We start from the raw sequence: 20,471 nt of genomic DNA, 5'->3' as shown, positions 1-20,471 counted from the left end.
GAATTTAACCGGCTTCTCAATTCACTTATCATAGACCTTTAGTTTTGTCAAGTCCGAATACTGAACTGACGCCCTAGACGACGTGCAAACCATTCTGGGCAGCGGACAATTAGCAGGAAATTACCGCCCCGAGTGCGAAAATTACAGCATCCTATTCAGACAAATCGGAGAAACAACCCACAACAGTTGCTTAATCCTCAACAGTTGGGAACCACCCAGAGAAATTACCGCCTTAAAAGGTGAAAATTCACCCGTTCGCAGCTTACAACTCAAAGGTATAGGTACAGACGCTACCGAAATTTTCCGACAAAAAAGTTTACTCAATCCCGAAAAATGGGAAAACCTAATTAACGCCTACCGAGGCAATCCATTGTGGTTGAAAATAGTCGCCACCACCATTCAAGAAATATTTCGAGGTAGGGTTGCAGAATTTTTGAAATATGATATGCTATTCTTAGGGGAAGAATTGGCGGCAAACTTGCACCCGCAGATAAATCGTTTGTCAGAATTAGAGAAAAACCTCATCTCCCAGCTCAGTCGCGAAGTGAATTCAGTTTCAATAGAGCAATTGCTAAAAGATGCGGAGTTGTCGCCCTCGGAGTTATTCAACGGGCTGCAATCTTTGGGAAGGCGATCGCTGGTTGAAATAGAAGAAGAGGAGAATGAAACGCTATTTAGCGTTTGTCCTGTGGTGAGACAATATTTAATATCAAATCCAGTTAATTAGCCACGATATCTGTACGGACACGGCAATGCCGTTTCCCCCATTTTGAGGACACGGCAATGCCGTGTCCCTACCCGCAGCGATGATTTAATATGAAATATGAATACTCCTCAACCTTCATTAACTAAAACAGAATTAAGAAAATCCCTCCTCAACACCCGCAAATCCCTATCAGCACAAGAATGGAGACAAAAGAGCGATCGCCTCTGCAATCACCTGCAAAACTCGCCCCTATTCACCCAAGCAAAAACAATCCTCGCCTACTTCAGTTGTCGCCAAGAACCAGATTTAAGTCCCCTATTTGTAACTCCCCGCAAATGGGGATTTCCCCGCTGTGTCGGCAAAGAGCTATCCTGGCACATCTGGCAGCCCGGAGATGCTTTACATACTGGAGCTTATGGCATACTTGAACCACTGCCGGATGCTCCTAAAATAGACCACTCAGAAGTAGATTTAATGCTCGTACCCTCAGTAGGCTGCGATGTTCGTGGCTATCGCTTGGGCTACGGCGGTGGCTATTACGATCGAATGCTCAGTTTAGCTGAGTGGGAATCAAAAGTTACGATCGGCATTATCTTTGAATTTGCCTTGGTCGCCCAGCTACCAGTTGACTCGTGGGACAAACCGCTACACGGAATTTGCACGGAAAGCGATTTGACAATCGTACAGCAAAAATCAAGAAGGTCGATCGAGCAATAAATTTTCAGAAATTATCCCTAGATCCATGTTTATATATATTCTATTTAGGACTTGCACAAGTCTTTGTGAACCTAGAATCTAAAACCTAAAATCTAAAATAGTATGGCCCAGCGCTACGTTCGAGTTAAAACAACACAAGGACACATCCATTACGGTTTACTGCAACTCAGCCACAGTGTTCAAGTATTTGATGCACCGCCCTGGTTAAAAGGACAACCAACCGATTTGGAACTTGCACCAGATACTTACCAAATTCTCGCCCCGTGCTCTCCCTCAAAAATTGTAGCCGTAGGCAAAAATTATGTCGATCACGCCGCCGAGATGGGAACCCCTGTACCGGAAGAACCCCTGCTGTTTTTCAAGCCTCCGAGTGCTGTCATCCCTGCAGGTGCAGCGATTCGCTATCCGCAGCAGTCGGAAAGGGTAGACTACGAGGGAGAATTGGCCCTGGTAATTGGCGAACATTGTACTAACTGCACTCCCGAACAAGCACACAGCAAAATTTGGGGATATACGATCGCCAACGACGTAACAGCCAGAGATTTGCAAAAGCGGGACAACCAGTGGGCGAGGGCCAAAGGTTTCGATACATTTTGTCCCTTGGGGCCTTGGATTGTCCGCGAACTGAGTCCTGCTGCACAATTGCAGACTTTTGTCAATGAGAGCGAGCGACCGGTACAGTCATCCCAGATCGATCGCATGGTATTTTCGCCAGACTTTCTCGTCTCCTACATCAGTCAAGTAATGACCCTAATTCCCGGCGATGTGATACTGACTGGAACGCCACAAGGAGTAGGGCCGCTACAAATAGGCGATCGAGTCAGAATTGAAATAGAAGGCATCGGCAGTCTTGAAAATACAGTAGTTATTGGTTATTAGTTATTGGTTATTGGTTATTGGTTATTGGTTATTGGTTATTGGTTATTGATTGTTATAACCAACAACTAAGAACTTAACTGCTGACAAGTCACAACTAACAAATAACCAATAACTACTGACAAGTCACAACTAACAAATAACCAATAACTACTAACTAACGAACCTGCATATAAACAGCATCCGAAAGCGGAGGAATCTCTGCATAGCGTCCCAAAAGCGACTGCACGACTGCATAGACAAATGCAGCAAAAGCGCCCAAAAACACCATGTTATAGAGAGTTTCCGCAATAAATGCGACTTGGACGCCGTTAGAAAAAATCGGCAAAACCAGACCGCACAGCATCAAAACAATGTCTAAAAGAATTGCCTGCATCGCATTAAAACGAATGAAGTGACTGATGTTTTCGTTTCTAACTACTCCTAAATACAGGGCAAAGAAGATAATCAAGCTAGCAAAGGGCAAACTATAAATTTGCATCAATGGAGCTAGCGGTATCAACAACAGTTGCAGGACAGGAAACTGTTGAAACAGAAACCTGCCAAAGGCAAGCCCGTCAACCAACGGGAGCAAATAAGGCAAAGAAGCAAAAATCCGGTCTGGAACAGTTGTAGATCCGCGCCAAGTCATAATGAACTCTCCTGAGTCGATCGATTAACTATGAATTCCATTAAACTCAGGATAACGCAGCAGCAGGGTTTGTGTTTCGACTCTGCCGGAACTTGCTTTTCACTCAGCAGGGAGCAGCCTCAACTACCAACGGCAGGCTTTCTTATTTAATATTGGCAATGACAAAGCCCATTTGACACTCGTACCGATCGGGCAAATTTTCCGTAGGTTTAGCAACTGGATGTCCGCAGCGAAGCTCTCCACCGCTCCAGCGCGGTTGGCCAGTGCGATCTGCCAGCAAACAACTTTGGCAAACACACTGAGGGGCAAGCATCTGATTTTCCATTAAAATGACTAACATTTGATACCTCCGGCAGGTTTCACACCAGTAATTTCATTGTATGTCAGGAGTTGGGGACAAACCGCTTAACCTGAACACAACGTAATATTTATGTCAATGGTGCGAAATCCGTAGTACGGTATAAGATCCCCAATTCCCAATCCCAAAACTGTCAAGAGGTTGATTATTGTGACGGACACTAACTTAGAATTCCTTTCCAAAACCGATCCGCTAATTGCCGATTTAATCGGGCAAGAGCTCCAGCGGCAGCGAGACCACCTAGAACTCATCGCCAGCGAAAACTTTACCTCCGCAGCGGTAATGGCCGCTCAAGGCTCAGTGCTGACCAATAAATACGCCGAAGGACTGCCAGCGAAACGGTACTACGGCGGCTGCGAATTTATTGACGGCATCGAGCAAATTGCGATCGATCGCGCCAAACAGCTATTTGGAGCCGCTCACGCCAACGTCCAGCCCCACTCCGGCGCTCAAGCCAACTTTGCAGTGTTTTTGAGCTTGCTGGAACCCGGAGACGGAATTATGGGCATGGATTTGTCCCACGGCGGACACTTGACCCACGGTTCCCCGGTCAACGTATCCGGTAAATGGTTCAAAGCTTTTCACTACGGCGTCAGCCAAGAAACAGAACAGCTCGACTATGACGAAATTTTGGCCAGTGCCAAAGAAAACCGACCGAAATTGCTAATTTGTGGCTATTCAGCATATTCGCGAATTATCGACTTTGAGAAGTTTAGAGCGATCGCCGACGAAATTGGAGCCTACCTGCTCGCCGACATCGCCCACATCGCCGGGTTAGTCGCCACAGGACACCACCCCAACCCCCTCCCCCACTGTCACGCAGTCACCACCACCACTCACAAAACCCTGCGCGGTCCCCGCGGTGGCTTGATTATGACTAATGACCCGGAATTAGGTAAAAAATTTGACAAAGCAGTTTTCCCCGGCACTCAAGGTGGCCCCTTAGAACACGTCATTGCGGGCAAAGCAGTAGCTTTCGGCGAAGCCTTAAAGCCTGAATTTAAAACTTATTCGGGTCAAGTAATTGAAAATGCGCGCGCTTTAGCGGAACGGTTGCAGCAGCGGGGTTTAAAACTCGTTTCCGGCGGCACGGACAATCACTTAATGCTAGTTGATTTGCGATCGGTAAACATGACAGGCAAGCTAGCGGACCAATTAGTCAGCGGTGTGAATATTACTGCTAATAAAAATACCGTTCCTTTCGATCCGGCATCGCCATTTGTCACCAGCGGTTTGAGACTCGGTTCGCCGGCGATGACCACCAGGGGAATGGGAACAGCAGAATTTACCGAGATTGGCAATATTATTGCCGATCGCCTGCTAAATCCAGATGATGAAAGCGTCGCAGCCGACTGCCTGCGTCGAGTAGCAGCACTGTGCGATCGCTTCCCCTTATATCCCCACTTGTACTTGAAAGTGCCGGCCTTAGCTTAATTTTCCTGATCGGCAATGGGAAATTGGTAGTTGGAAGTGTACGGGTAAAAGGGTAAAAGAGCAGGAAAAGATTGAGAGTTGCCGGTAGCGATATTGACAACTGGTTTTCACCAAAAATATCGATCGCCAATACGGTTTTTAGTACAGATATTTGTCGGGCGGGGCTGGTTTGACTAACGGTATTTGTCGGTTGCGAAAGATACCGCTAGGGCTGGGCCCGCTCGCCAAATATCGACTTTTTTGCTCGCGAAAGAGTCGATATTTCAAATCGTTAATTCGAGAGTTATGAATGAAAAACCTGGCAATTCGCCCCAGGGCAACTGCCATTGCGGCAAATCTCCGACTCCCAAACCCCCAGTCGCTCTTCAAGATGTTTCCTTGTTATAAGCCATCTGAAATGTAGTAGACTCTGCCTGACAGCCTAATTGCCCCGCACTATTTAAAATTGATTTCAGATGCCGTACCAGTATCTGTACCACATACTCGCTTTCCTGGTTTCTGCGATCGTCGTCCTCTGGAGTACGCCAATAGTCAAAAAAATTGGTCTCAAAAGCGGGCGAGTCGATCGGCCAGGCGAGCGAAAAGTCCACAAGCGCCCTATGGTGCGCTTAGGAGGAGTTTCCATCTTTCTCGGCACTATCACTGCCCTCTTATTTGTCTGGCTCTCAGGAGGCTTTATCGATGCTAACGGACAAGTTCTCAATCCCAAAGACGAATACGAAATTTGGGGAGTCACCCTCGGCGGCATCGGATTCTTCCTCATCGGTTTAGCAGACGACCTATTTTCGCTCTCGGCCTTAAAACGCTTGCTCATGCAAATTGGCGTATCCAGCATCGTTTGGATGGCAGGCGTACAAATTGAGTTTCTCACAGTTCCCTCCCTGGGGCTGACTAATATTGGCTGGCTGAGCTTGCCAATTACCGTGATTTGGCTCGTCGGCATGGCGAATGCCATCAACTGGATTGACGGTTTGGACGGTTTAGCTGCCGGAGTTTCAGGGATTGCAGCAGTTGTAATGCTGATTGTCAGTCTGTCGATGCACCAACCGGCAGCGGCCCTGATTGCAGCGGCTTTAGCTGGCGGGGCCTTGGGATTTCTGCGCTACAACTTCAATCCGGCTCAAATCTTTATGGGAGATGGCGGGGCTTATTTTATCGGGTTTACTCTCGCTGGAGTGGGAGTAATTGGGTTAGTTAAAACTACGGCTGTTACTTCTGTGTTGCTGCCCTATTTAATTTTAGCTGTACCGATTTTAGATATGTCCGCGGTGATTCTCGATCGGCTTCGCAACGGCAAGTCACCGTTTATTGCTGACAAGCGCCACCTCCACCACCGACTTCTAGAAGCCGGACTATCCCATCGATTTGCGGTTTTATTTATTTACTCACTGACACTGTGGGTGGGAAGTTTAGCCCTAGCTTTTTCGCTTCCCAGCGGCGTAATTTACGCTATGGGTGCAACAAGTTTGCTGGGATATGCTAGTTGGAAAGTTTGGAGACACGCTCGATAGTCATTAGTCATTAGTCATTAGTCATTAGTTAGTAGTTAGTAGTCAGTAGTCAGTAGTCATTTACTACCAATGCCCAATGCCCAATGCCCGATGCCCGATGCCCAATTCCCAATTACCAATGCCCAATTACCAAATCTAAAATCCAAAATCTAAAATCTAAAATTGAATGGTTGCTGAAATTATTTGTGTTGGCACTGAATTGCTGTTAGGCGATATTCTTAATAGCAATGCCCAGTTTTTAGCCAAAGAATTAGCCAGTCTGGGAATCCCTCACTACTATCAAACAGTGGTGGGGGACAATCCAGAACGTATCAAACAAGTGTTAGAAATCGCCGTCAGTCGATCGCAGCTTTTGCTCTTCACCGGAGGCCTGGGCCCCACACCAGACGACCTCACAGTCGAAACGATCGCCGATTTTTTTGGGGTTCCCTTAATAGAAAAGCCGGAAATTATCGCAGATATCGAATACAAATTTGCCCAGCGGGGACGCAGCATGAGTCCCAGCAACCGCAAACAAGCTTTAATTCCAGAAAGTGCGGACATTCTGCCAAACCGCTGCGGTTCTGCACCGGGGATTATTTGGCAGCCAGTTTCTAACGTGACAGTAATGACATTTCCCGGCGTACCGGCGGAAATGCACTTGATGTGGCAAGAAACCGCCGTTCCTTACCTAAAAAATGGCGGCTGGTGCAGCGCCACTATTTACAGCCGCATATTGAAATTTTGGGGCATTGCTGAGTCGGAATTGGCGGAAAAAGTAGATAGTTTTCTGAATTTAACTAATCCTACTGTGGCTCCCTACGCCAATCACGGCGAAGTCAAACTGCGGATTTCGGCCCGCGCGGAGTCGTCCGGGGCTGCGAAAAACTTGATTGAGCCGATCGAACAACAATTGCGGCACATTGCCGGCGAGGACTGTTACGGTGCTGATAGCGATACCCTCGCTTCTACTGTGGGTCAATTGTTGCTGGATGCGGGTCAAACTCTTAGCGTGGCTGAATCCTGCACGGGAGGTGGATTGGGGGCGATGCTGACTGGTGTTCCCGGCAGTTCGAGCTACTTTTTAGGCGGGATTATTTCTTACGACAATCAAGTTAAGGAAGGATTATTAGGTGTTAATCCCCAAGATTTAGACGAATTTGGGGCAGTCAGCCACCAAGTGGCAAAACAAATGGCTGCGGGAGTTCGCGATCGCCTCAACAGCAATTGGGGATTGAGCATTACAGGCATCGCCGGGCCCGGAGGCGGCACAGATGCTAAACCTGTCGGACTGGTTTATGTTGGTTTAGCGGGGCCCCACGGGAACGCAGAAAGTTTTGAATACCGTTTTGGCGATGCCAGAAGCCGCGATTGGATTCGGAATCTGAGTAGCTGTACGGCGCTCGATCGGCTCCGGCGTCAATTATTGTTAGCAAAAGCGTAGAAAAAATCCCACGATTGGTCAATTGTCAACAGTCAACCGTAAACTTAAGCTTTATTTAACACTCTCTACTCCGAGATAGTTCGCCAATATTCCGCTGGCCTCTTGATTATCTGTAAAGATTCGTTATGATAATAAGATAGGACTGGTTGGCCAATATACTGACTCTCTCCATTGCTCAAAATAACCAGCAAGCGAGAAAGCAAGTTTGACCTTTGGTTTCAAAGTCGTGCTTGCTTATTTTCAGATATTTAGCCGTCGGTTTAGCAATCTAGACTATAAAAAAAGGAGCTATCCGTTCAATGGAAGACATTGAAAAGGTGCTGGAACAAATTAAAGAATGGGTTCGCAAGCTGATAGAAGGGCTGCTGAGTCCCGAACCTGAACCGGAACTCGAACCGATTCGTATTCCTGTCAACCAACCGAGGAATCGCAGGTAGTCAGGACTGAATTAGAAGTTTGAGGTTTGAGGTGGCAGACTGGTTCTAAATCCCATGTCAAAACTCTCATCGTTTTTGTCGCGCTGGAAATTTTAAAATTGTTAAATATCCTGGTACTTCACGGCCCTAATCTGAATCTATTGGGTCAGCGAGAACCTGGAGTTTATGGTTCTGCGACTTTAAATGATATCAACAAGTTGCTAGAACGAGAAGCGCAAGCCCTCCAGGTGCAAGTCTCAATTCAGCAGTCGAATCATGAAGGGGTTTTGGTGGATGCAATTCACTCGATGTTAGGGCAGCACCAAGGCTTATTGATTAATGCTGGAGCTTATACTCATACGAGTGTGGCAATTAGAGACGCGATCGCCGCGGTGAATATCCCTGCGGTAGAAGTTCATCTGAGCAATATTTACCGACGGGAAGCTTTTCGCCACCACTCGTTTATCGCAGCGGTGGCGATCGGGCAAATCAGCGGTTTTGGCTCAGAAAGTTATCGGCTGGGGCTGCAAGCTCTAGTGAGTTACCTGATTAAAAATTAAAAATTTACCGATTGTAGCGATCGGATGAGGGCAGGTTTTAGATGGAAAACCAGCCCTTATATGTTTGGGCTGAATTCAAATTAATCACAAGAGTTAGGCAAAGAAGTACACTAGAAAAAATTCTAAATTACCAATTACCAATTACTAACAAATTGAGTTAAATTCAAATGCGGCATTCCCTGTTGAGCAAGTTTCAAGGAACCATCCTGGGGGCAGTTTTAGGAGACTTTATAGGCCTGCAATACCAGAGGCAACTCGTGGGTATTCCCCCTCAAACAGAAGACTTGCAGCCGATTTTACAACTGACGAAAAACCAACAATTGACCGTAAGTGGCGCAAAATTGGCGTTGAATTCTGTCAACAGTAAAATCCCAACTGGCAAAGACTCATCTGCATCCGGGAGACTTGCGGTAGCGTGCACTCAAAGTTTAATTCGGTGTAGCGGTTTAGATTTAAAAGATTGGCGCGATACTTGGGAAACATTTGCCAAGTCAGAAATCAACCATCCCCCCAAGAGTGAGTTTCAAATCCTGCTTAAACCTGGTGAAGCTGCCATTGCTGTGCTGCCATCGGCGATGTTTTTTCACGAAAATAAAGCCAAGCTGCGAGAAAAAATCATGCTGGCGATAGAGGTTTGGCACAGCGAAAACCAGCCAGAATGGGAAACAGCAATTTTAGCAGTAGCATATACGATCGCCCGATCTCTTAAAGAAAGACTTGACCCCGCGACAGCCATCGAGCAAACACTTGCTTACCTGAAAACAGATAACGCCTTAACAGAGCTGCTGCTGCAAGTGCAAATACTACTAGAAAAAGGAGCCGATTTAGAAACAGCCGCCACTCATCTGTGCAAAAGCGCCACAGCTTTGCGAGAAATACAGGGCGAAGGTGAAAAAAAATTACAAACCGAGTCCATTGTCAACCCAGGAAATTTGATTCCCATTGCCTTAGCTTTCTACTGCTTTTTGAGCACTCCAGAAGACTTGCGCTTGTCAGTGGTGCGTGCTGCCCGCTGTGGCATAGCTGGACAAATAACCTGCGCTTTGACGGGAGCTTTGTCTGGATCCTATAACGGTGTTGGTGGTATTCCTGTAGAATGGCGGCAGGTATCTCTGGCTGAGGTTAAATCCCAGCAGCTAGCCGACGGCCGAGAAACTTCGCTTTGGGGAACTGGCAGCGATGCAAAAATTTTAGAGTTAGCAGATAACCTGTTTGCTGTTTGGGCCGGAGTTTACAGACCCGATGCCGCACTGGATTCCGCAGCGCTAGCCCGCTCGGTTGCTGCACCTTATGTCATTAGACCTCGTAAAATATAAAGTTTGGAGCTTTTAACGCTAAGGGGAAACCAGAAATTAGCAATTAGTCATTAACAAGTCAAAAGCGAAAGTGGAAGGAGAGCGACCATTAAAAATTAAAAAGTGAAAAATTAAATCGGACGCGCCTACCCCAACAAGCCATGTTTAAACGAGAATATGGGGTTGGGAACGAAGAATCTACGGAGAAACAAGTTTTTTATCTATCACGCGCGAGTTCTGTTCAAAATAGACAAGGGAAGCAAAGAACCTGCTTGCGTTGTTGGTCACCGTCAGGAAAGCCAAATGCTGGCGATAGTCACGCAAAGCAGCCTGAAGGTTTGAACTCTTGAGCCAGGGTAGTTCGGATAAAATCAATCAAGATGCATAGTCAGAGATTCTGACAAAGCTGCTGGATAACAGTGATATATCTTCGACACAAATGAATACGATCTCCTCATTGATGCGGCAGATTGAGCAGCTAGGGGCTGCGCGCTCACTGCGCCAACACATTGCTAAAGTGCAAAATGGCTGTAGCAAAGCAGATACCGATCGCGCTAGCGGGCCTCTCCTGAGCCGTTTGTCGCGCCCGAAATGGATTCTTCCGGAGACTTTTACTACTAGATTTACAAGTAAAACCTCCAAATCAACCCTCAAAAATCAAGCTCGTTCCCCTATGTTGGCGCTGGTCGCGGTAGTTTCTCTAAGTAGCACTCTGGGCCATCGCTTCTACAACCAGCCGAAACTTGATGTGGGAACGAAAGCTCCTCAGACGATTAAGGCTCCTGATACTGCTAATGTCGCGGATTACAAAACTACTGAAGAACAGCGGAAAGCAGCGCGGATCGGGGCTGTAGCGATATTAATGCTAGATCCTGCGGTCGATCGACAAATTTATCAAGAATTGCAACAATTTTTGCAGAAGGGAAGCGAGCTGCGGGAGGCGGTAGGCCTGTTTCCGTTTGCGAGTCCCTCAGTGCTCTCAAATGCTGCTCAGGTTTACTTGCGGGGCTGTCCCGAGTGGGAGTGGCGATCGATTTTGGCGCAAGCTGGGGACAAAAGTGCTAGTTCCGAGCGATTGAGTTTGAGTTCCCCTGCAGTTGCTGGGCAGACGGAGAACAAATCTCGGCAAGATGCTATCGCTCAACTGCAAGCTTATAGCCGATCGGCCCGGGAACAAGACTTTCAACGCCTGACAGACAGTATTTCCTCTGCTCGTCGGCGCTATCTCAATGCTGTCGAGGCGCTGGGAAAACCTTCGGTTTCAGAGTTCCCACAGATTTACGATACTTCGTTGTTTGATTTGTCGGATGCAGCTTGGCAGAAAACCCAAACCGGCATGAGTCGGGCGGCAAAAAGGATGGTGGCTCAAGGTATCCCGCAGGGCTTGCCAAAAGACATTTTGAAAGAAGCTGTGAAGCTGCAAGTGGCTGATGAAGTGCCGTTAGAGTCTCAATCTTTGGCGGTGGAGGGTTTAACAGCGATTTTGCAGCCAAATCTGGTGAGAGATCGCGAGGAAACCAAACAGCTAGCTGAATTAGCAGCGCAAAAGGTGAAACCGGTGACGATCGCAGTAGATCAGGGCGAGATAATTGTTGCACAAGGACAAGAGATCTCGCAGCAAGATTTCCTGTTGCTGGACTATTTTGGTTTAAGTCGGCGGGGGGTGAATTGGCTGGGGCTGACAGGCTTTGTTTGTTTAGTGGCGGGGGCAATAGCGATCGTACTGCTGGTGGAAAGGCACTACCGCTTGCGCCGCAGAGATCATTTGCTATTGCTGCTGCTGACTTTGAGCGCGCCGGTGCTGGTTAGTTTGGGCCTGCCTTGGACGAGTTTGCCCGCGATCGGGATTTTAGCGGGCGGCTTCTACGGTTCGGCGGTGGGAGTGACTGTGGTGGGGCTGCTGTCGGCGCTGCTGCCCATTGGCTTAAATGTGGAGTTGATTCATTTGGTTGCTAGCGGGGCGGGCGGTTTGCTGGGCGCTTTTATGGCCGGGCGGCTGCGATCGCGCGAGGAATTGGCTCTTTTGGGCTTGGCTGTCGGCTTGACTCAGGGTACGGTTTATCTGGTGGGGACTTTGATTGCCAGCGCGGCTGCCGGTGCGATTTGGTACGTCGTGCTCGGTACGGTGGGCGCGCAAAGTTTAGCCGGTTTGGCTTGGAGCGTTGTGGCGATCGGTATCAGCCCTTATTTGGAACACGTTTTTGACTTGATTACGCCGATCCGACTGGCAGAACTTGCCAATCCCAACCGCCCGCTGTTGAAGAAGTTGGCTGCCGAGGCTCCGGGCACTTTTCAGCACACGCTGTTTGTGGCGAGTTTGGCGGAGGCTGCTGCCCGGGAGCTCGGCTGCAATGTTGAGTTGGTCAGAACTGGCACATTATACCACGATATTGGAAAAATGCACGACCCCCTCGGATTTTGTGAAAATCAAATGGGCGGGACCAACAAACACGATGAAATAAATGACCCTTGGGCGAGCGCGGAGATTATTAAAAAGCACGTTACCGAGGGCTTGGTGATGGCGCGGAAGCATCGATTGCCGAAGGCGATTCAGGCGTTTATTCCCGAGCACCAAGGTACAATGTTAATTGCTTATTTCTACCACCAAGCGCAGCAAATTGCTGCAAAAGAAATAGAAGATTTAAAGAGGGCTTTGCCAGATGCGGATAATTCAAAGTTAACGATCGCAAGTCGGGAAGTGAGGGAGGAGGATTTTCGCTACGACGGGCCGATTCCGCAGTCGCGGGAAACGGGGATTCTGATGCTGGCGGATTCTTGCGAGGCTGCTTTGCGATCGCTCAAGGATGCTACTCATGAAGAGGCTTTGAATATGGTTAATCGGATTTTGAGGGCTCGCTGGCAGGATAATCAGTTGATTGATTCGGATTTAACGCGGGAGGATATGTCTCTAATTGCCGAGATTTTTGTGCGGGTTTGGGAACAGTTCAATCACAAGCGCATTGCTTACCCCAGTGCAGTTTTCACTCCCAGATAGGAGGAAATTTTTACTTATGAAAAATCAGTTCGCATTTCAGTTGTGAATCAGATTTCATTGCGATTTGCCCGGTAAAGCGCCATGCACTTCAGGATTGTGGCTGACAATTACCACAGTTTGTTTGATTCCTCAAAATTCCGAAGAGTCGATCTCTCTTTCGGCAGCTAAGTGCGATCGCAATTTTTGCCAGTCTTCGGCATCGATCGCATTTGCAAAAGCGATGATATCTACAACCCCAGCGCGGTCGTCAACAATCCAGCGGATTTCTGGCCGTTCGTCCATCACAAATAAATTTGGTTATTTGTGAATTCAAAAGATTTTAATTTTTAACCGCAGATGAACGCGGATAAACGCAGATTTTTTGTGTTGATTCTATCCTTTGACTCCCGCCGCAGTTTCTGTTGGTACAATATATTTTTGCAATAGCAAAAATACTCCCAAAACTGGAACAATAGAAATAATAGAACCCGCCGCAACTAAACGCCAATCTAAAGAAAATGTCCCGGCTAAATTGGCTACCCCTAAAGGTAAAGTGTAATATTCCGGCCTGTCTAAAACTAGCAGTGGCCACAGAAAGTCGCTCCAAGAACCGATAAATACGAAAATTCCTAGAGTGACTAAAGCTGGCTTAATTGCCGGAATCATGACGTGCCACCAAATTCCTAATTCGCTGCAGCCGTCGATGCGAGCGGCTTCTTCTAATTCTTTGGGAACTGCTAGAAATGCTTGTCGTAATAAAAATATGCCGAAGGCTGAGGCTAGTCCGGGAAAGATTACGCCTAAATAACTATTTTTTAGTCCGAGTTGTACTGTCAATATGTATAGGGGAATCATGACTATTTGGAAGGGAATCATGATTGTGGAAATGATTGTGATTAAGATGGCTTCGCGGCCGCGAAATTTGAGTCTGGCTAAGGGGTAAGCGGCGAGGGCGCAAAAGAGGACGTTGATGCTAACTGTGAGGCCGGCAATTAGGGTGCTGTTGAACAGGTAGCGGCCGAAGGGGTTGGTTTGCCAAACTTTGATGAAGTTTTCGAGGGTGGGCTGTTGTGGCCACAGTTGCGGGGGAAATTGAAAGATGTTTTCGTTGGGGGATTTGAGGGAGGTACTGAGCAGCCACAGCAAGGGAAACAGCATTAAAAGTGCGATCGCGCTCATGATGCTGTACGTCCACAGGGTGTTCCACCGCGAGGGAGTGTGGTTTGGGGAATTTGGTTTTTTAGTTTTGAGATTGTTCATTGTTGGGATATGATAATAAGTCCTTGCTTCGTGAGAAGCCTTGTTGTCCATAAGGGGATTATTGCCATGAAACCGTTTATTTACGAAACTATGTACATTCTGCGCCCTGATTTGGGTGAAGAAATGACAGACCAGGCGATCGCTAAATATCAAACTATTTTGCGCGATCAAGGTGCTGAAAACATCGAAACTCAGCACCGCGGCAAGCGCCGTTTGGCTTACGAAATCGGCAAGCACCGGGACGGAGTATACGTTCAAATGAACTATACAGCTCCGGGCGCTGCAATTTTTACCCTGGAGCGCGCGATGCGTCTGAGCGAAGAAGTGATTCGCTATTTGACGATCAAGCAGGATGTGCCAGATGCACCTGAAGCGGAAGCTGAAGCTGAAGTCGCCGAGTAGCATTCGTGTCAACTTAACGTCTTATGTAGTACCAGTCTACTGTTTGACGATTAGGGCCGCTTATTCCCCGGCACGCATTTCTTAAGGGCTACCCTGTACCCACAACTTGAAAAACTAACGTCAGAGCCTTTGGCTCCTCCTGGCATCCTCCTGAAAAAGAGGCTAGGGGGAGCTCTGTAATTGTGGGTACAGCATCGTTTCTTAAGGGCGGGACTTGAGGTTAATTGAAATTATAGGTGAGTGGGCGATTGTTTTTCTAGGGGAGGACGATCGCTCTTTTTTGTGGGGAGGCTGCTGGGACTTAATCTATTTTTATTAACAAAAAAAGCTCGCTTTTTTAGGATGGCGAGGGCGGTTCACTTGGGCTCAACTCTATTATCTAGTTGACTACAAAAAACTTGAGTATGCTTGAGCATAGCTGCTTAATCATTGTAAATCTAATTGTGATTCGCTACTTATTAAATTTACTGTTAACTAAGGCAAATTCGACTTTCTTGAGAGGCAAAATTCTGCATCTATAACTCTGAACCAAACTATAAAGTTATTTTTGCGCTTGGCAATTAGGTAGCCACTAAAATGTGGCACTTAGAAGATAAATATTGTCAAATTTTGCCAACTGCTGCTTGGGGTTGGGCCTGAATCTACTAGCCCAAGCCCGATCGCACTCCCCGCAACCTCGATCGAGATTCTCGCCCCATAGCCCAATTGTAAAGTTTTGTGACAATTTTAATTTGGTAGCTTTAGATACAGAATTGTCTGTTATAGTGATAGAAGAGAAGAAAAAACCAGCCCAACATTAATCTAAAGAATACGGAGGAACCGCATATGTCTACCGAAAATCAAGCTCGCTCCCTGATGATGCGCCACCACCAACTGGTGAAGAACCGCCAGCAATCCATGCTCAACCGCACCGCCACCGAAGTCGGGATGGAAGATACGCACTACTGGGGTCACATTCAAGGCAAACCGCAGCCCAGCTTTCAAGCCAGTTACGATCGCAGCAACGCCACTATGAGCTAGGGCAATCTCAATTTCGACTATTGTCTACGAAGTTATTACCTATAATTTGGAGAAATCAGTTATGTCAACTCAAGAACAAGCCCGCAACCTGATGATGCGCCATCAACACGTAGTCAAAAACCGTCAGGAATCCATGCTGAGCCGTGTGGCTGCTGAAGTGGGTTTAGATGCTGGTTCTCCAGCGAGTATCGATCGCAAATAACTCCTTTTTTCAACGGCGAGATAGTTGAATCGAGTGTGTTGTTTGCCAGCTAAAAATTAATAATGTCAATTACAAAACCGTCGCGACTTCTTCTTGAGTTCTAACTCTAGATTGGAAGCCGCGATTAGTTTTATGGGGAATTGGGAATTGGGAATTGGGAATGGCAAATTGGGTCCAAAAGAATGGGGAATCTAAAATCTAAAATCTAAAATCGTTCGACTGAGCGCTCACGCCGAAATCTAAAATCTAAAATCTAAAATCTAAAATGGTATAATCCCCTTTCAGCAGATTGAAGGCTACTAGGGAGGTCATCATGTCGGACTGGAAAGAAATTGACGGCGGAGTTACAGCACCCAGAGGGTATCGAGCATCGGGAATTACAGCGGGTTTGAAGCCTTCAGGCTTGCCGGATTTAAGTTTAATTTTGTCAGAGGTAGACGCGATCGCCGCCGGAGTCTTCACAACCTCCACTGTCCGGGCCGCTTGCGTGGACTACTGCCGCCAGCGTTTGCAAGCTAAACCCAGCGCGAAAGCAATTTTGTGCAATGCGGGACAAGCTAATGCTGCTACGGGCGAACAAGGTTTGGCAGATGCCCTCGAAAGTGCCAAATTGTTGGGAGAAGCGCTGAATATTCCTCCAGAATCGATTCTTTTGGCCTCCACTGGCGTCATCGGACAGCGGATAAAAATGGAGCCGCTGAGGGCGGGAATTCCGCGATTAGTTGCTGAGGCATCGGAAACTGGTTCCGATGCGGCGGCTAAGGCTATTTGTACGACTGATTTAGTGCCGAAAACGATCGCCCTGGAAACCATGTTTGGTGATCGACCCGTCCGCATCGGCGGCATTTGCAAAGGTTCGGGAATGATTCACCCGAATATGGCAACAATGCTGGCATTTGTAACTTGCGATGCAGCAGTGTCGTCGCATTTGTGGCAAGAAATGCTGAGTCGGGCGGCTAACAGAAGTTTCAATCAAATTACTGTTGACGGCGATACCAGTACCAACGATTCGCTAATTGCTTTGGCAAACGGTCAATCCCGCACGCCCGCAATTACGGAAATGGGGGCAGATGCTGAAAAATTAGAGGCGATGCTGACAGAAGTTTGCGTGCATTTAGCAAAGGCGATCGCCCGTGACGGCGAAGGTGCAACTTGTTTGGTAGAAGTGCAAGTTAGCGGCGCGCTAGATGAAGTTTCTGCGAGTAAAATTGCCAAAACAATTGTCGGTTCTTCCTTGGTGAAAGCTGCTATTTTCGGACGCGATCCGAATTGGGGCAGAATTGCGGCGGCGGCTGGGCGCGCTGGTGTACCTTTCGATCAAGAGAATTTGCGGATTCAATTGGGGGATTTTTTGATGATGGAAAACGGACAACCTAAAGAGTTCGATCGCGCTGCTGCAAGTAATTATATGAAAGCGGCTGCGGAGGGAGAATATTTGAAGGCTGATACGGTTGTAATTCAGGTTAGTGTGGGGAATGGCAGCGGTTTTGCGAAAGCTTGGGGATGCGATTTGAGTTACGACTACGTGAAGATTAATGCGGAGTATACGACTTAAATAAGTCCAGGCAGTTAGAAGTCCGGGCCGTTAGAAACCGCGCCTACACAAACAAAACCAGACGAGAGAAAGTTGAAGGCAAATTTCACACAATTTAAACTCAACTTCCCCCCGTGGGGGGAAATTAAAAAATCTGAAACCTTTACTCACCGAGTTAATCTCAGCTTTTTTGCTCCTCATTTTAAAATCGCTGAAGCCCTTACAAAAATAAGCTTTTTATGATTTTAACAAAAGAGCGCTAAAAATCTTATTCAGACTAAGTTTCAAGACTTTTTAAGCTTATTATTAATAAGTCTAATATAAAGTTTGAAAACACGCCCTAACCAAAACTATCGGAGACAAACACATAGCCGCCGCCATATCCAACATTATCATCCACTAATATTAAGCCCTCGTTACCCTGCAGATCGCCACTCTGAGCAAGTCCGTAATTCACTACCCGCAACAACCGCTGCGGCGTAAACGATTCCAATTCCACAAAATTGCCGGCATCTAGCCATGCTAGTTCTTCGGCTGTTAAACTTTGCCTTACAGCGTCGGGTAATTGACGGGCCGTTTGTGCCATTGTTTGAGATTGCTGCACAAACATATCGCGGGTTGCTAAGATTTGACGGGGAGAAATTCCCAAATCAAAAATTGTCACCTGTTGATTCGCAAACCACTCGGGATTAGTCCGCAGTTGATTTACCAAACCAACGCCACCAGGACTCGCATTGTGCAGTGCATAGACTTTTAAATCGGCATTACGGCGCAGCATTTCTATTACGGTACTGAAGATGCTTTGGGGATAGCCACTAATACTAAGAATGGCGCAGTTGTTTTCAAAATGGACATTGTTAGCAATGAGGAATTGAGCTATTTCGTCACTGTCACAGATAATTGCGCGATCGAAGCTGTAGGCGCTGACTTCGCGATCGATGGTTGCGGGCAAAGCCTCTTGACGAGCAGCAGGGAGCAGTTTTTCTAATGTGCCGTTTACTGTTTGCCAGTCTCGCAGCCATTTATCGCTCTGCGCTTGATTAACGAGAAATATTTCACCCGTTATCTGTGGGCGTTTTTTTTGTGAAATGCCGAGTCCGTAGGACAATAGCCCTAGTGTAATCGCTACGATGTATCCTGAAGAATAATCAAATATTAGGCTTCCTGAAATGCCCAGCACTAAAAGAATTCCCCCTAAAATCTGGAGGTTTTTAGCATTATTTCTTCTGCCGCGAATACCTTGAGCAGGAGATTTGCTGTAGTGGAACAATAGCCCTATCCAAATCAAATTGTAGAGAGCGAAGGGAATAACAACTGCTAATTGGGACGAAAAAATAGCAGAAGCCCAGTTAATGCCGAAAATGCCTATAAATCCGCTATAAAAGAAGTAGAGAAAAATCCAACTGGTTTCGGGCGCGCGAGATTTAAGCTTTTGGTCAATAAAATACAAAAACTGTTTCTGCGTAAAAAACAACATATTTTGGCTCGAAATATTTTCAATCGCATTTTTGAAAAACGGATCGGTGAATGCCAACTTTTTATCAGTGACGGTACTCGGTTCAAAGACAAACGGATGGTTGCACTGTTTACAGCGACCTGAGTTCCTGGTACGATCGCTCAAAATGTTGTCGGTTTGACACTGGACGCATTTCATTCCCATTTCGCTTACTCCTGATTAATTTAATGGACTTATATCGTTGACGGTTGTTTTGGGAGGGTTTTACCGCAGAGGGCGCAGAGGGCGCAGAGGAAGAGAAGAGAGATAATAAGTAGAAGGAACAAGGAAGAAACTATGCCCAATGCCCAATGCCCAATGCCCTCTTAAAAGATTTGCCCGTTTAACAAAATGGAATACTCTTCTCGCTGTCGAATTAATCGATCGCCCTTAGCATCAATCAACACCTCAGCAGGGCGGGGGCGGTGCAGAAAATGTGACGACATCGCATAGCCGTAAGCCCCGCTATCTAAAATCAGGATCGCATCTCCAATTTTGAGTTTCGGTAGCCAACAGTTGCGCCCCAAATAATCCCGCGAATAAGTCGTGTTGCCGCAAATATCCGTTTCATGTCGCGATACATCGCCAGTTTCCCAAGTTGCGATCGCCCGATAGCCCCCGTGCACCGCAGGCACCGATAGATTTGATACAGTCGTATCCACACCGACAATTTGCCTATCGCCCAACCACTTCACCGACACAACTTTCGCAAGCAAAACGCCACAACCTGCGATCGCCGATCGTCCCGGTTCAATCACCAACTCGATCGGGCGAGATAGCGCACTCAATCGTTCAGCAATCGCCGCACCAAACTCCCGCCAGTCAAACACCGCACCGCCTCGGTAGGGATAGCCAAAACCACCGCCAAAATCGAGGGTTCGCCAATCGGGCAACTGTTGGGCGATCGCAATTAGGCGATCGATCGCCTGCGTAAAAGCACTCGTGGCGTTAGTTCCAGTCCCCCGATAAAAATGCAATGCGGTAATCTTCAACCCCTGCTGCTGCGCGATTTTGTTGGCTTTCTCAAATTCGGCGGCACGTACTCCAATCCGACTGTCTCCCGTCAATTCCGGTGAGTTGAGGCGCAGTCCAATTTCGGCACGGATCGATCGCTGTTGACTCCCGCAATATTCGCAAAAATCTTGGAGTTCCGACAGACTATCGAAGTTAAATCGCTCGATCTTCCACTCGATCAATTGCTGAATATCCGCCCTGTTGAGGTTACTGCCGGTGTAGACAATGCGATCGCTCGTAAAACCCGCTTTCAGCCCCAAAAAAACATCCCCCGGTGTATTCGCGTGTAGCCCCCAACCAGCTTGCTGAATCAATTGCAACAGAGCAATATTGCCGTTGGTGACGCTAGCAAAATGAAACTGAACGCGGGGATAGTCGATCGATCGCGTAATATGCTCAAGGGTGTGATTGAGGATCTCGGCCTGATACACATATAAGGGCGAACCATAAGTTGACAAAAGTCGCTTGGCTAATGCTTCGGAGAACGGCGGCGAATGTGTTTTGGTTTCATTGTGTAGCAAAGATTCAGTCATATAGAAGAAGTTCGGCAACGGATTTTGTAACGGATGTAACGGATGTTCGGCAACGGATTATGTAACGGATTTAACGGATGTTCGGAAGAGGGAAGATTGTAAAATCGAGT

The 20,471-nt window shown here is 47.2% G+C and carries 21 protein-coding genes; 14 read left to right on the top strand and 7 right to left on the bottom strand.

The window, feature by feature from the left end; translation table 11 throughout:
- Positions 1-82 precede the first annotated feature (82 nt).
- From QUA33_RS12825 to QUA33_RS12815, 3 genes are all read left to right on the top strand, one after another.
- Entirely contained in the window at positions 83-727 is a 645-nt protein-coding gene (locus QUA33_RS12825; RefSeq protein WP_333148913.1) for a hypothetical protein, read from the top strand.
- A 96-nt stretch (positions 728-823) separates the two neighbouring features.
- Positions 824-1,423 (top strand): 5-formyltetrahydrofolate cyclo-ligase, encoded by a 600-nt coding sequence (locus QUA33_RS12820; RefSeq protein ID WP_333148912.1) that lies wholly within the window; start codon positions 824-826, stop codon positions 1,421-1,423.
- 102 nt (positions 1,424-1,525) lie between these two features.
- Entirely contained in the window at positions 1,526-2,302 is a 777-nt protein-coding gene (locus tag QUA33_RS12815; RefSeq protein ID WP_333148911.1) for a fumarylacetoacetate hydrolase family protein, read from the top strand.
- 154 nt (positions 2,303-2,456) lie between these two features.
- Here the strand turns inward: QUA33_RS12815 and QUA33_RS12810 are convergent, their stop codons facing one another.
- The gene (locus QUA33_RS12810; protein WP_333068559.1) at positions 2,457-2,930 is read right to left on the bottom strand and encodes a Tic20 family protein; all 474 of its coding nucleotides are present in this window, start codon (positions 2,928-2,930) and stop codon (positions 2,457-2,459) included.
- Positions 2,931-3,072: 142 nt separating this feature from the next.
- Complete coding sequence (locus tag QUA33_RS12805; RefSeq protein WP_006631916.1) at positions 3,073-3,270, bottom strand: hypothetical protein; 198 nt, start codon at positions 3,268-3,270, stop codon at positions 3,073-3,075.
- Positions 3,271-3,438: 168 nt separating this feature from the next.
- On the opposite strand from QUA33_RS12805, the gene glyA reads away from it, so the two are divergent.
- Positions 3,439-4,722 carry a serine hydroxymethyltransferase gene (gene glyA / locus QUA33_RS12800; RefSeq protein ID WP_333148910.1) on the top strand — a complete coding sequence of 428 codons (1,284 nt, stop codon included), beginning with the start codon at positions 3,439-3,441 and terminating at the stop codon, positions 4,720-4,722.
- A gap of 138 nt (positions 4,723-4,860) precedes the next feature.
- Here the strand turns inward: glyA and QUA33_RS12795 are convergent, their stop codons facing one another.
- Positions 4,861-5,049, bottom strand: coding sequence for a hypothetical protein (locus QUA33_RS12795; protein ID WP_333148909.1), 189 nt, complete (start codon positions 5,047-5,049; stop codon positions 4,861-4,863).
- Between the two features lie 128 nt (positions 5,050-5,177).
- Between QUA33_RS12795 and QUA33_RS12790 the strand changes: the two genes are divergently transcribed.
- The 6 genes from QUA33_RS12790 to QUA33_RS12765 all read left to right on the top strand — a co-directional run bounded on the left by QUA33_RS12790 (position 5,178) and on the right by QUA33_RS12765 (position 12,922).
- Positions 5,178-6,233 (top strand): MraY family glycosyltransferase, encoded by a 1,056-nt coding sequence (locus QUA33_RS12790; protein ID WP_333148908.1) that lies wholly within the window; start codon positions 5,178-5,180, stop codon positions 6,231-6,233.
- 166 nt (positions 6,234-6,399) lie between these two features.
- Positions 6,400-7,656 (top strand): competence/damage-inducible protein A, encoded by a 1,257-nt coding sequence (locus tag QUA33_RS12785; RefSeq protein ID WP_333148907.1) that lies wholly within the window; start codon positions 6,400-6,402, stop codon positions 7,654-7,656.
- Between the two features lie 299 nt (positions 7,657-7,955).
- Complete coding sequence (locus QUA33_RS12780) at positions 7,956-8,093, top strand: hypothetical protein (protein WP_006631912.1); 138 nt, start codon at positions 7,956-7,958, stop codon at positions 8,091-8,093.
- Positions 8,094-8,191: 98 nt separating this feature from the next.
- Positions 8,192-8,632: a type II 3-dehydroquinate dehydratase gene (gene aroQ, locus QUA33_RS12775; RefSeq protein ID WP_138920973.1), complete on the top strand. Its 441-nt coding sequence runs from the start codon at positions 8,192-8,194 to the stop codon at positions 8,630-8,632.
- A 167-nt stretch (positions 8,633-8,799) separates the two neighbouring features.
- A complete protein-coding gene (locus tag QUA33_RS12770; RefSeq protein WP_333148906.1) occupies positions 8,800-9,948 on the top strand; it encodes an ADP-ribosylglycohydrolase family protein in 1,149 nt (382 codons plus the stop codon).
- Between the two features lie 418 nt (positions 9,949-10,366).
- Complete coding sequence (locus tag QUA33_RS12765) at positions 10,367-12,922, top strand: HDIG domain-containing metalloprotein (RefSeq protein WP_333148905.1); 2,556 nt, start codon at positions 10,367-10,369, stop codon at positions 12,920-12,922.
- 129 nt (positions 12,923-13,051) lie between these two features.
- Here the strand turns inward: QUA33_RS12765 and QUA33_RS12760 are convergent, their stop codons facing one another.
- Together QUA33_RS12760 and QUA33_RS12755 are read right to left on the bottom strand one after the other, a co-directional pair.
- Positions 13,052-13,207: a hypothetical protein gene (locus tag QUA33_RS12760; RefSeq protein ID WP_333148904.1), complete on the bottom strand. Its 156-nt coding sequence runs from the start codon at positions 13,205-13,207 to the stop codon at positions 13,052-13,054.
- 87 nt (positions 13,208-13,294) lie between these two features.
- The gene (locus QUA33_RS12755; protein ID WP_333148903.1) at positions 13,295-14,212 is read right to left on the bottom strand and encodes a carbohydrate ABC transporter permease; all 918 of its coding nucleotides are present in this window, start codon (positions 14,210-14,212) and stop codon (positions 13,295-13,297) included.
- 15 nt (positions 14,213-14,227) lie between these two features.
- On the opposite strand from QUA33_RS12755, the gene rpsF reads away from it, so the two are divergent.
- From rpsF to argJ, 4 genes are all read left to right on the top strand, one after another.
- A complete protein-coding gene (gene rpsF / locus QUA33_RS12750; protein WP_015176119.1) occupies positions 14,228-14,563 on the top strand; it encodes a 30S ribosomal protein S6 in 336 nt (111 codons plus the stop codon).
- A gap of 825 nt (positions 14,564-15,388) precedes the next feature.
- Complete coding sequence (locus QUA33_RS12745; RefSeq protein WP_006631905.1) at positions 15,389-15,583, top strand: hypothetical protein; 195 nt, start codon at positions 15,389-15,391, stop codon at positions 15,581-15,583.
- Between the two features lie 61 nt (positions 15,584-15,644).
- Complete coding sequence (locus QUA33_RS12740) at positions 15,645-15,785, top strand: hypothetical protein (RefSeq protein WP_015176121.1); 141 nt, start codon at positions 15,645-15,647, stop codon at positions 15,783-15,785.
- A gap of 313 nt (positions 15,786-16,098) precedes the next feature.
- Positions 16,099-17,340, top strand: coding sequence for a bifunctional ornithine acetyltransferase/N-acetylglutamate synthase (argJ, locus tag QUA33_RS12735; protein ID WP_333081021.1), 1,242 nt, complete (start codon positions 16,099-16,101; stop codon positions 17,338-17,340).
- A 319-nt stretch (positions 17,341-17,659) separates the two neighbouring features.
- On the opposite strand, the gene QUA33_RS12730 is transcribed toward argJ, so the two are convergent.
- The gene (locus QUA33_RS12730) at positions 17,660-18,973 is read right to left on the bottom strand and encodes a hypothetical protein (protein WP_333148902.1); all 1,314 of its coding nucleotides are present in this window, start codon (positions 18,971-18,973) and stop codon (positions 17,660-17,662) included.
- A gap of 167 nt (positions 18,974-19,140) precedes the next feature.
- Positions 19,141-20,361, bottom strand: a complete 1,221-nt coding sequence (locus QUA33_RS12725; protein ID WP_333148901.1) for a decarboxylase — start codon at positions 20,359-20,361, stop codon at positions 19,141-19,143.
- Positions 20,362-20,471: the final 110 nt, after the last annotated feature.

This window comes from Microcoleus sp. Pol14D4, assembly GCF_036701245.1.
Lineage (GTDB): Bacteria > Cyanobacteriota > Cyanobacteriia > Cyanobacteriales > Microcoleaceae > Microcoleus.
Note: the sequence above shows the minus strand (reverse complement) of the source record. Positions and strands in the feature narration are given on the sequence as shown.

Coding starts and splice junctions, on each gene's coding strand:
- QUA33_RS12815 (WP_333148911.1), top strand. CDS start 1,526: ATGGCCCAGCGCTACGTTCGAGTTAAAACAACACAAGGACACATCCAT.
- QUA33_RS12790 (WP_333148908.1), top strand. CDS start 5,178: ATGCCGTACCAGTATCTGTACCACATACTCGCTTTCCTGGTTTCTGCG.
- QUA33_RS12795 (WP_333148909.1), bottom strand. CDS start 5,049: ATGGCAGTTGCCCTGGGGCGAATTGCCAGGTTTTTCATTCATAACTCT.
- QUA33_RS12740 (WP_015176121.1), top strand. CDS start 15,645: ATGTCAACTCAAGAACAAGCCCGCAACCTGATGATGCGCCATCAACAC.
- QUA33_RS12805 (WP_006631916.1), bottom strand. CDS start 3,270: ATGTTAGTCATTTTAATGGAAAATCAGATGCTTGCCCCTCAGTGTGTT.
- QUA33_RS12810 (WP_333068559.1), bottom strand. CDS start 2,930: ATGACTTGGCGCGGATCTACAACTGTTCCAGACCGGATTTTTGCTTCT.
- QUA33_RS12755 (WP_333148903.1), bottom strand. CDS start 14,212: ATGGACAACAAGGCTTCTCACGAAGCAAGGACTTATTATCATATCCCA.
- QUA33_RS12745 (WP_006631905.1), top strand. CDS start 15,389: ATGTCTACCGAAAATCAAGCTCGCTCCCTGATGATGCGCCACCACCAA.
- argJ (WP_333081021.1), top strand. CDS start 16,099: ATGTCGGACTGGAAAGAAATTGACGGCGGAGTTACAGCACCCAGAGGG.
- QUA33_RS12820 (WP_333148912.1), top strand. CDS start 824: ATGAATACTCCTCAACCTTCATTAACTAAAACAGAATTAAGAAAATCC.
- QUA33_RS12725 (WP_333148901.1), bottom strand. CDS start 20,361: ATGACTGAATCTTTGCTACACAATGAAACCAAAACACATTCGCCGCCG.
- QUA33_RS12730 (WP_333148902.1), bottom strand. CDS start 18,973: ATGAAATGCGTCCAGTGTCAAACCGACAACATTTTGAGCGATCGTACC.
- QUA33_RS12780 (WP_006631912.1), top strand. CDS start 7,956: ATGGAAGACATTGAAAAGGTGCTGGAACAAATTAAAGAATGGGTTCGC.
- rpsF (WP_015176119.1), top strand. CDS start 14,228: ATGAAACCGTTTATTTACGAAACTATGTACATTCTGCGCCCTGATTTG.
- QUA33_RS12785 (WP_333148907.1), top strand. CDS start 6,400: ATGGTTGCTGAAATTATTTGTGTTGGCACTGAATTGCTGTTAGGCGAT.
- QUA33_RS12770 (WP_333148906.1), top strand. CDS start 8,800: ATGCGGCATTCCCTGTTGAGCAAGTTTCAAGGAACCATCCTGGGGGCA.
- QUA33_RS12765 (WP_333148905.1), top strand. CDS start 10,367: ATGAATACGATCTCCTCATTGATGCGGCAGATTGAGCAGCTAGGGGCT.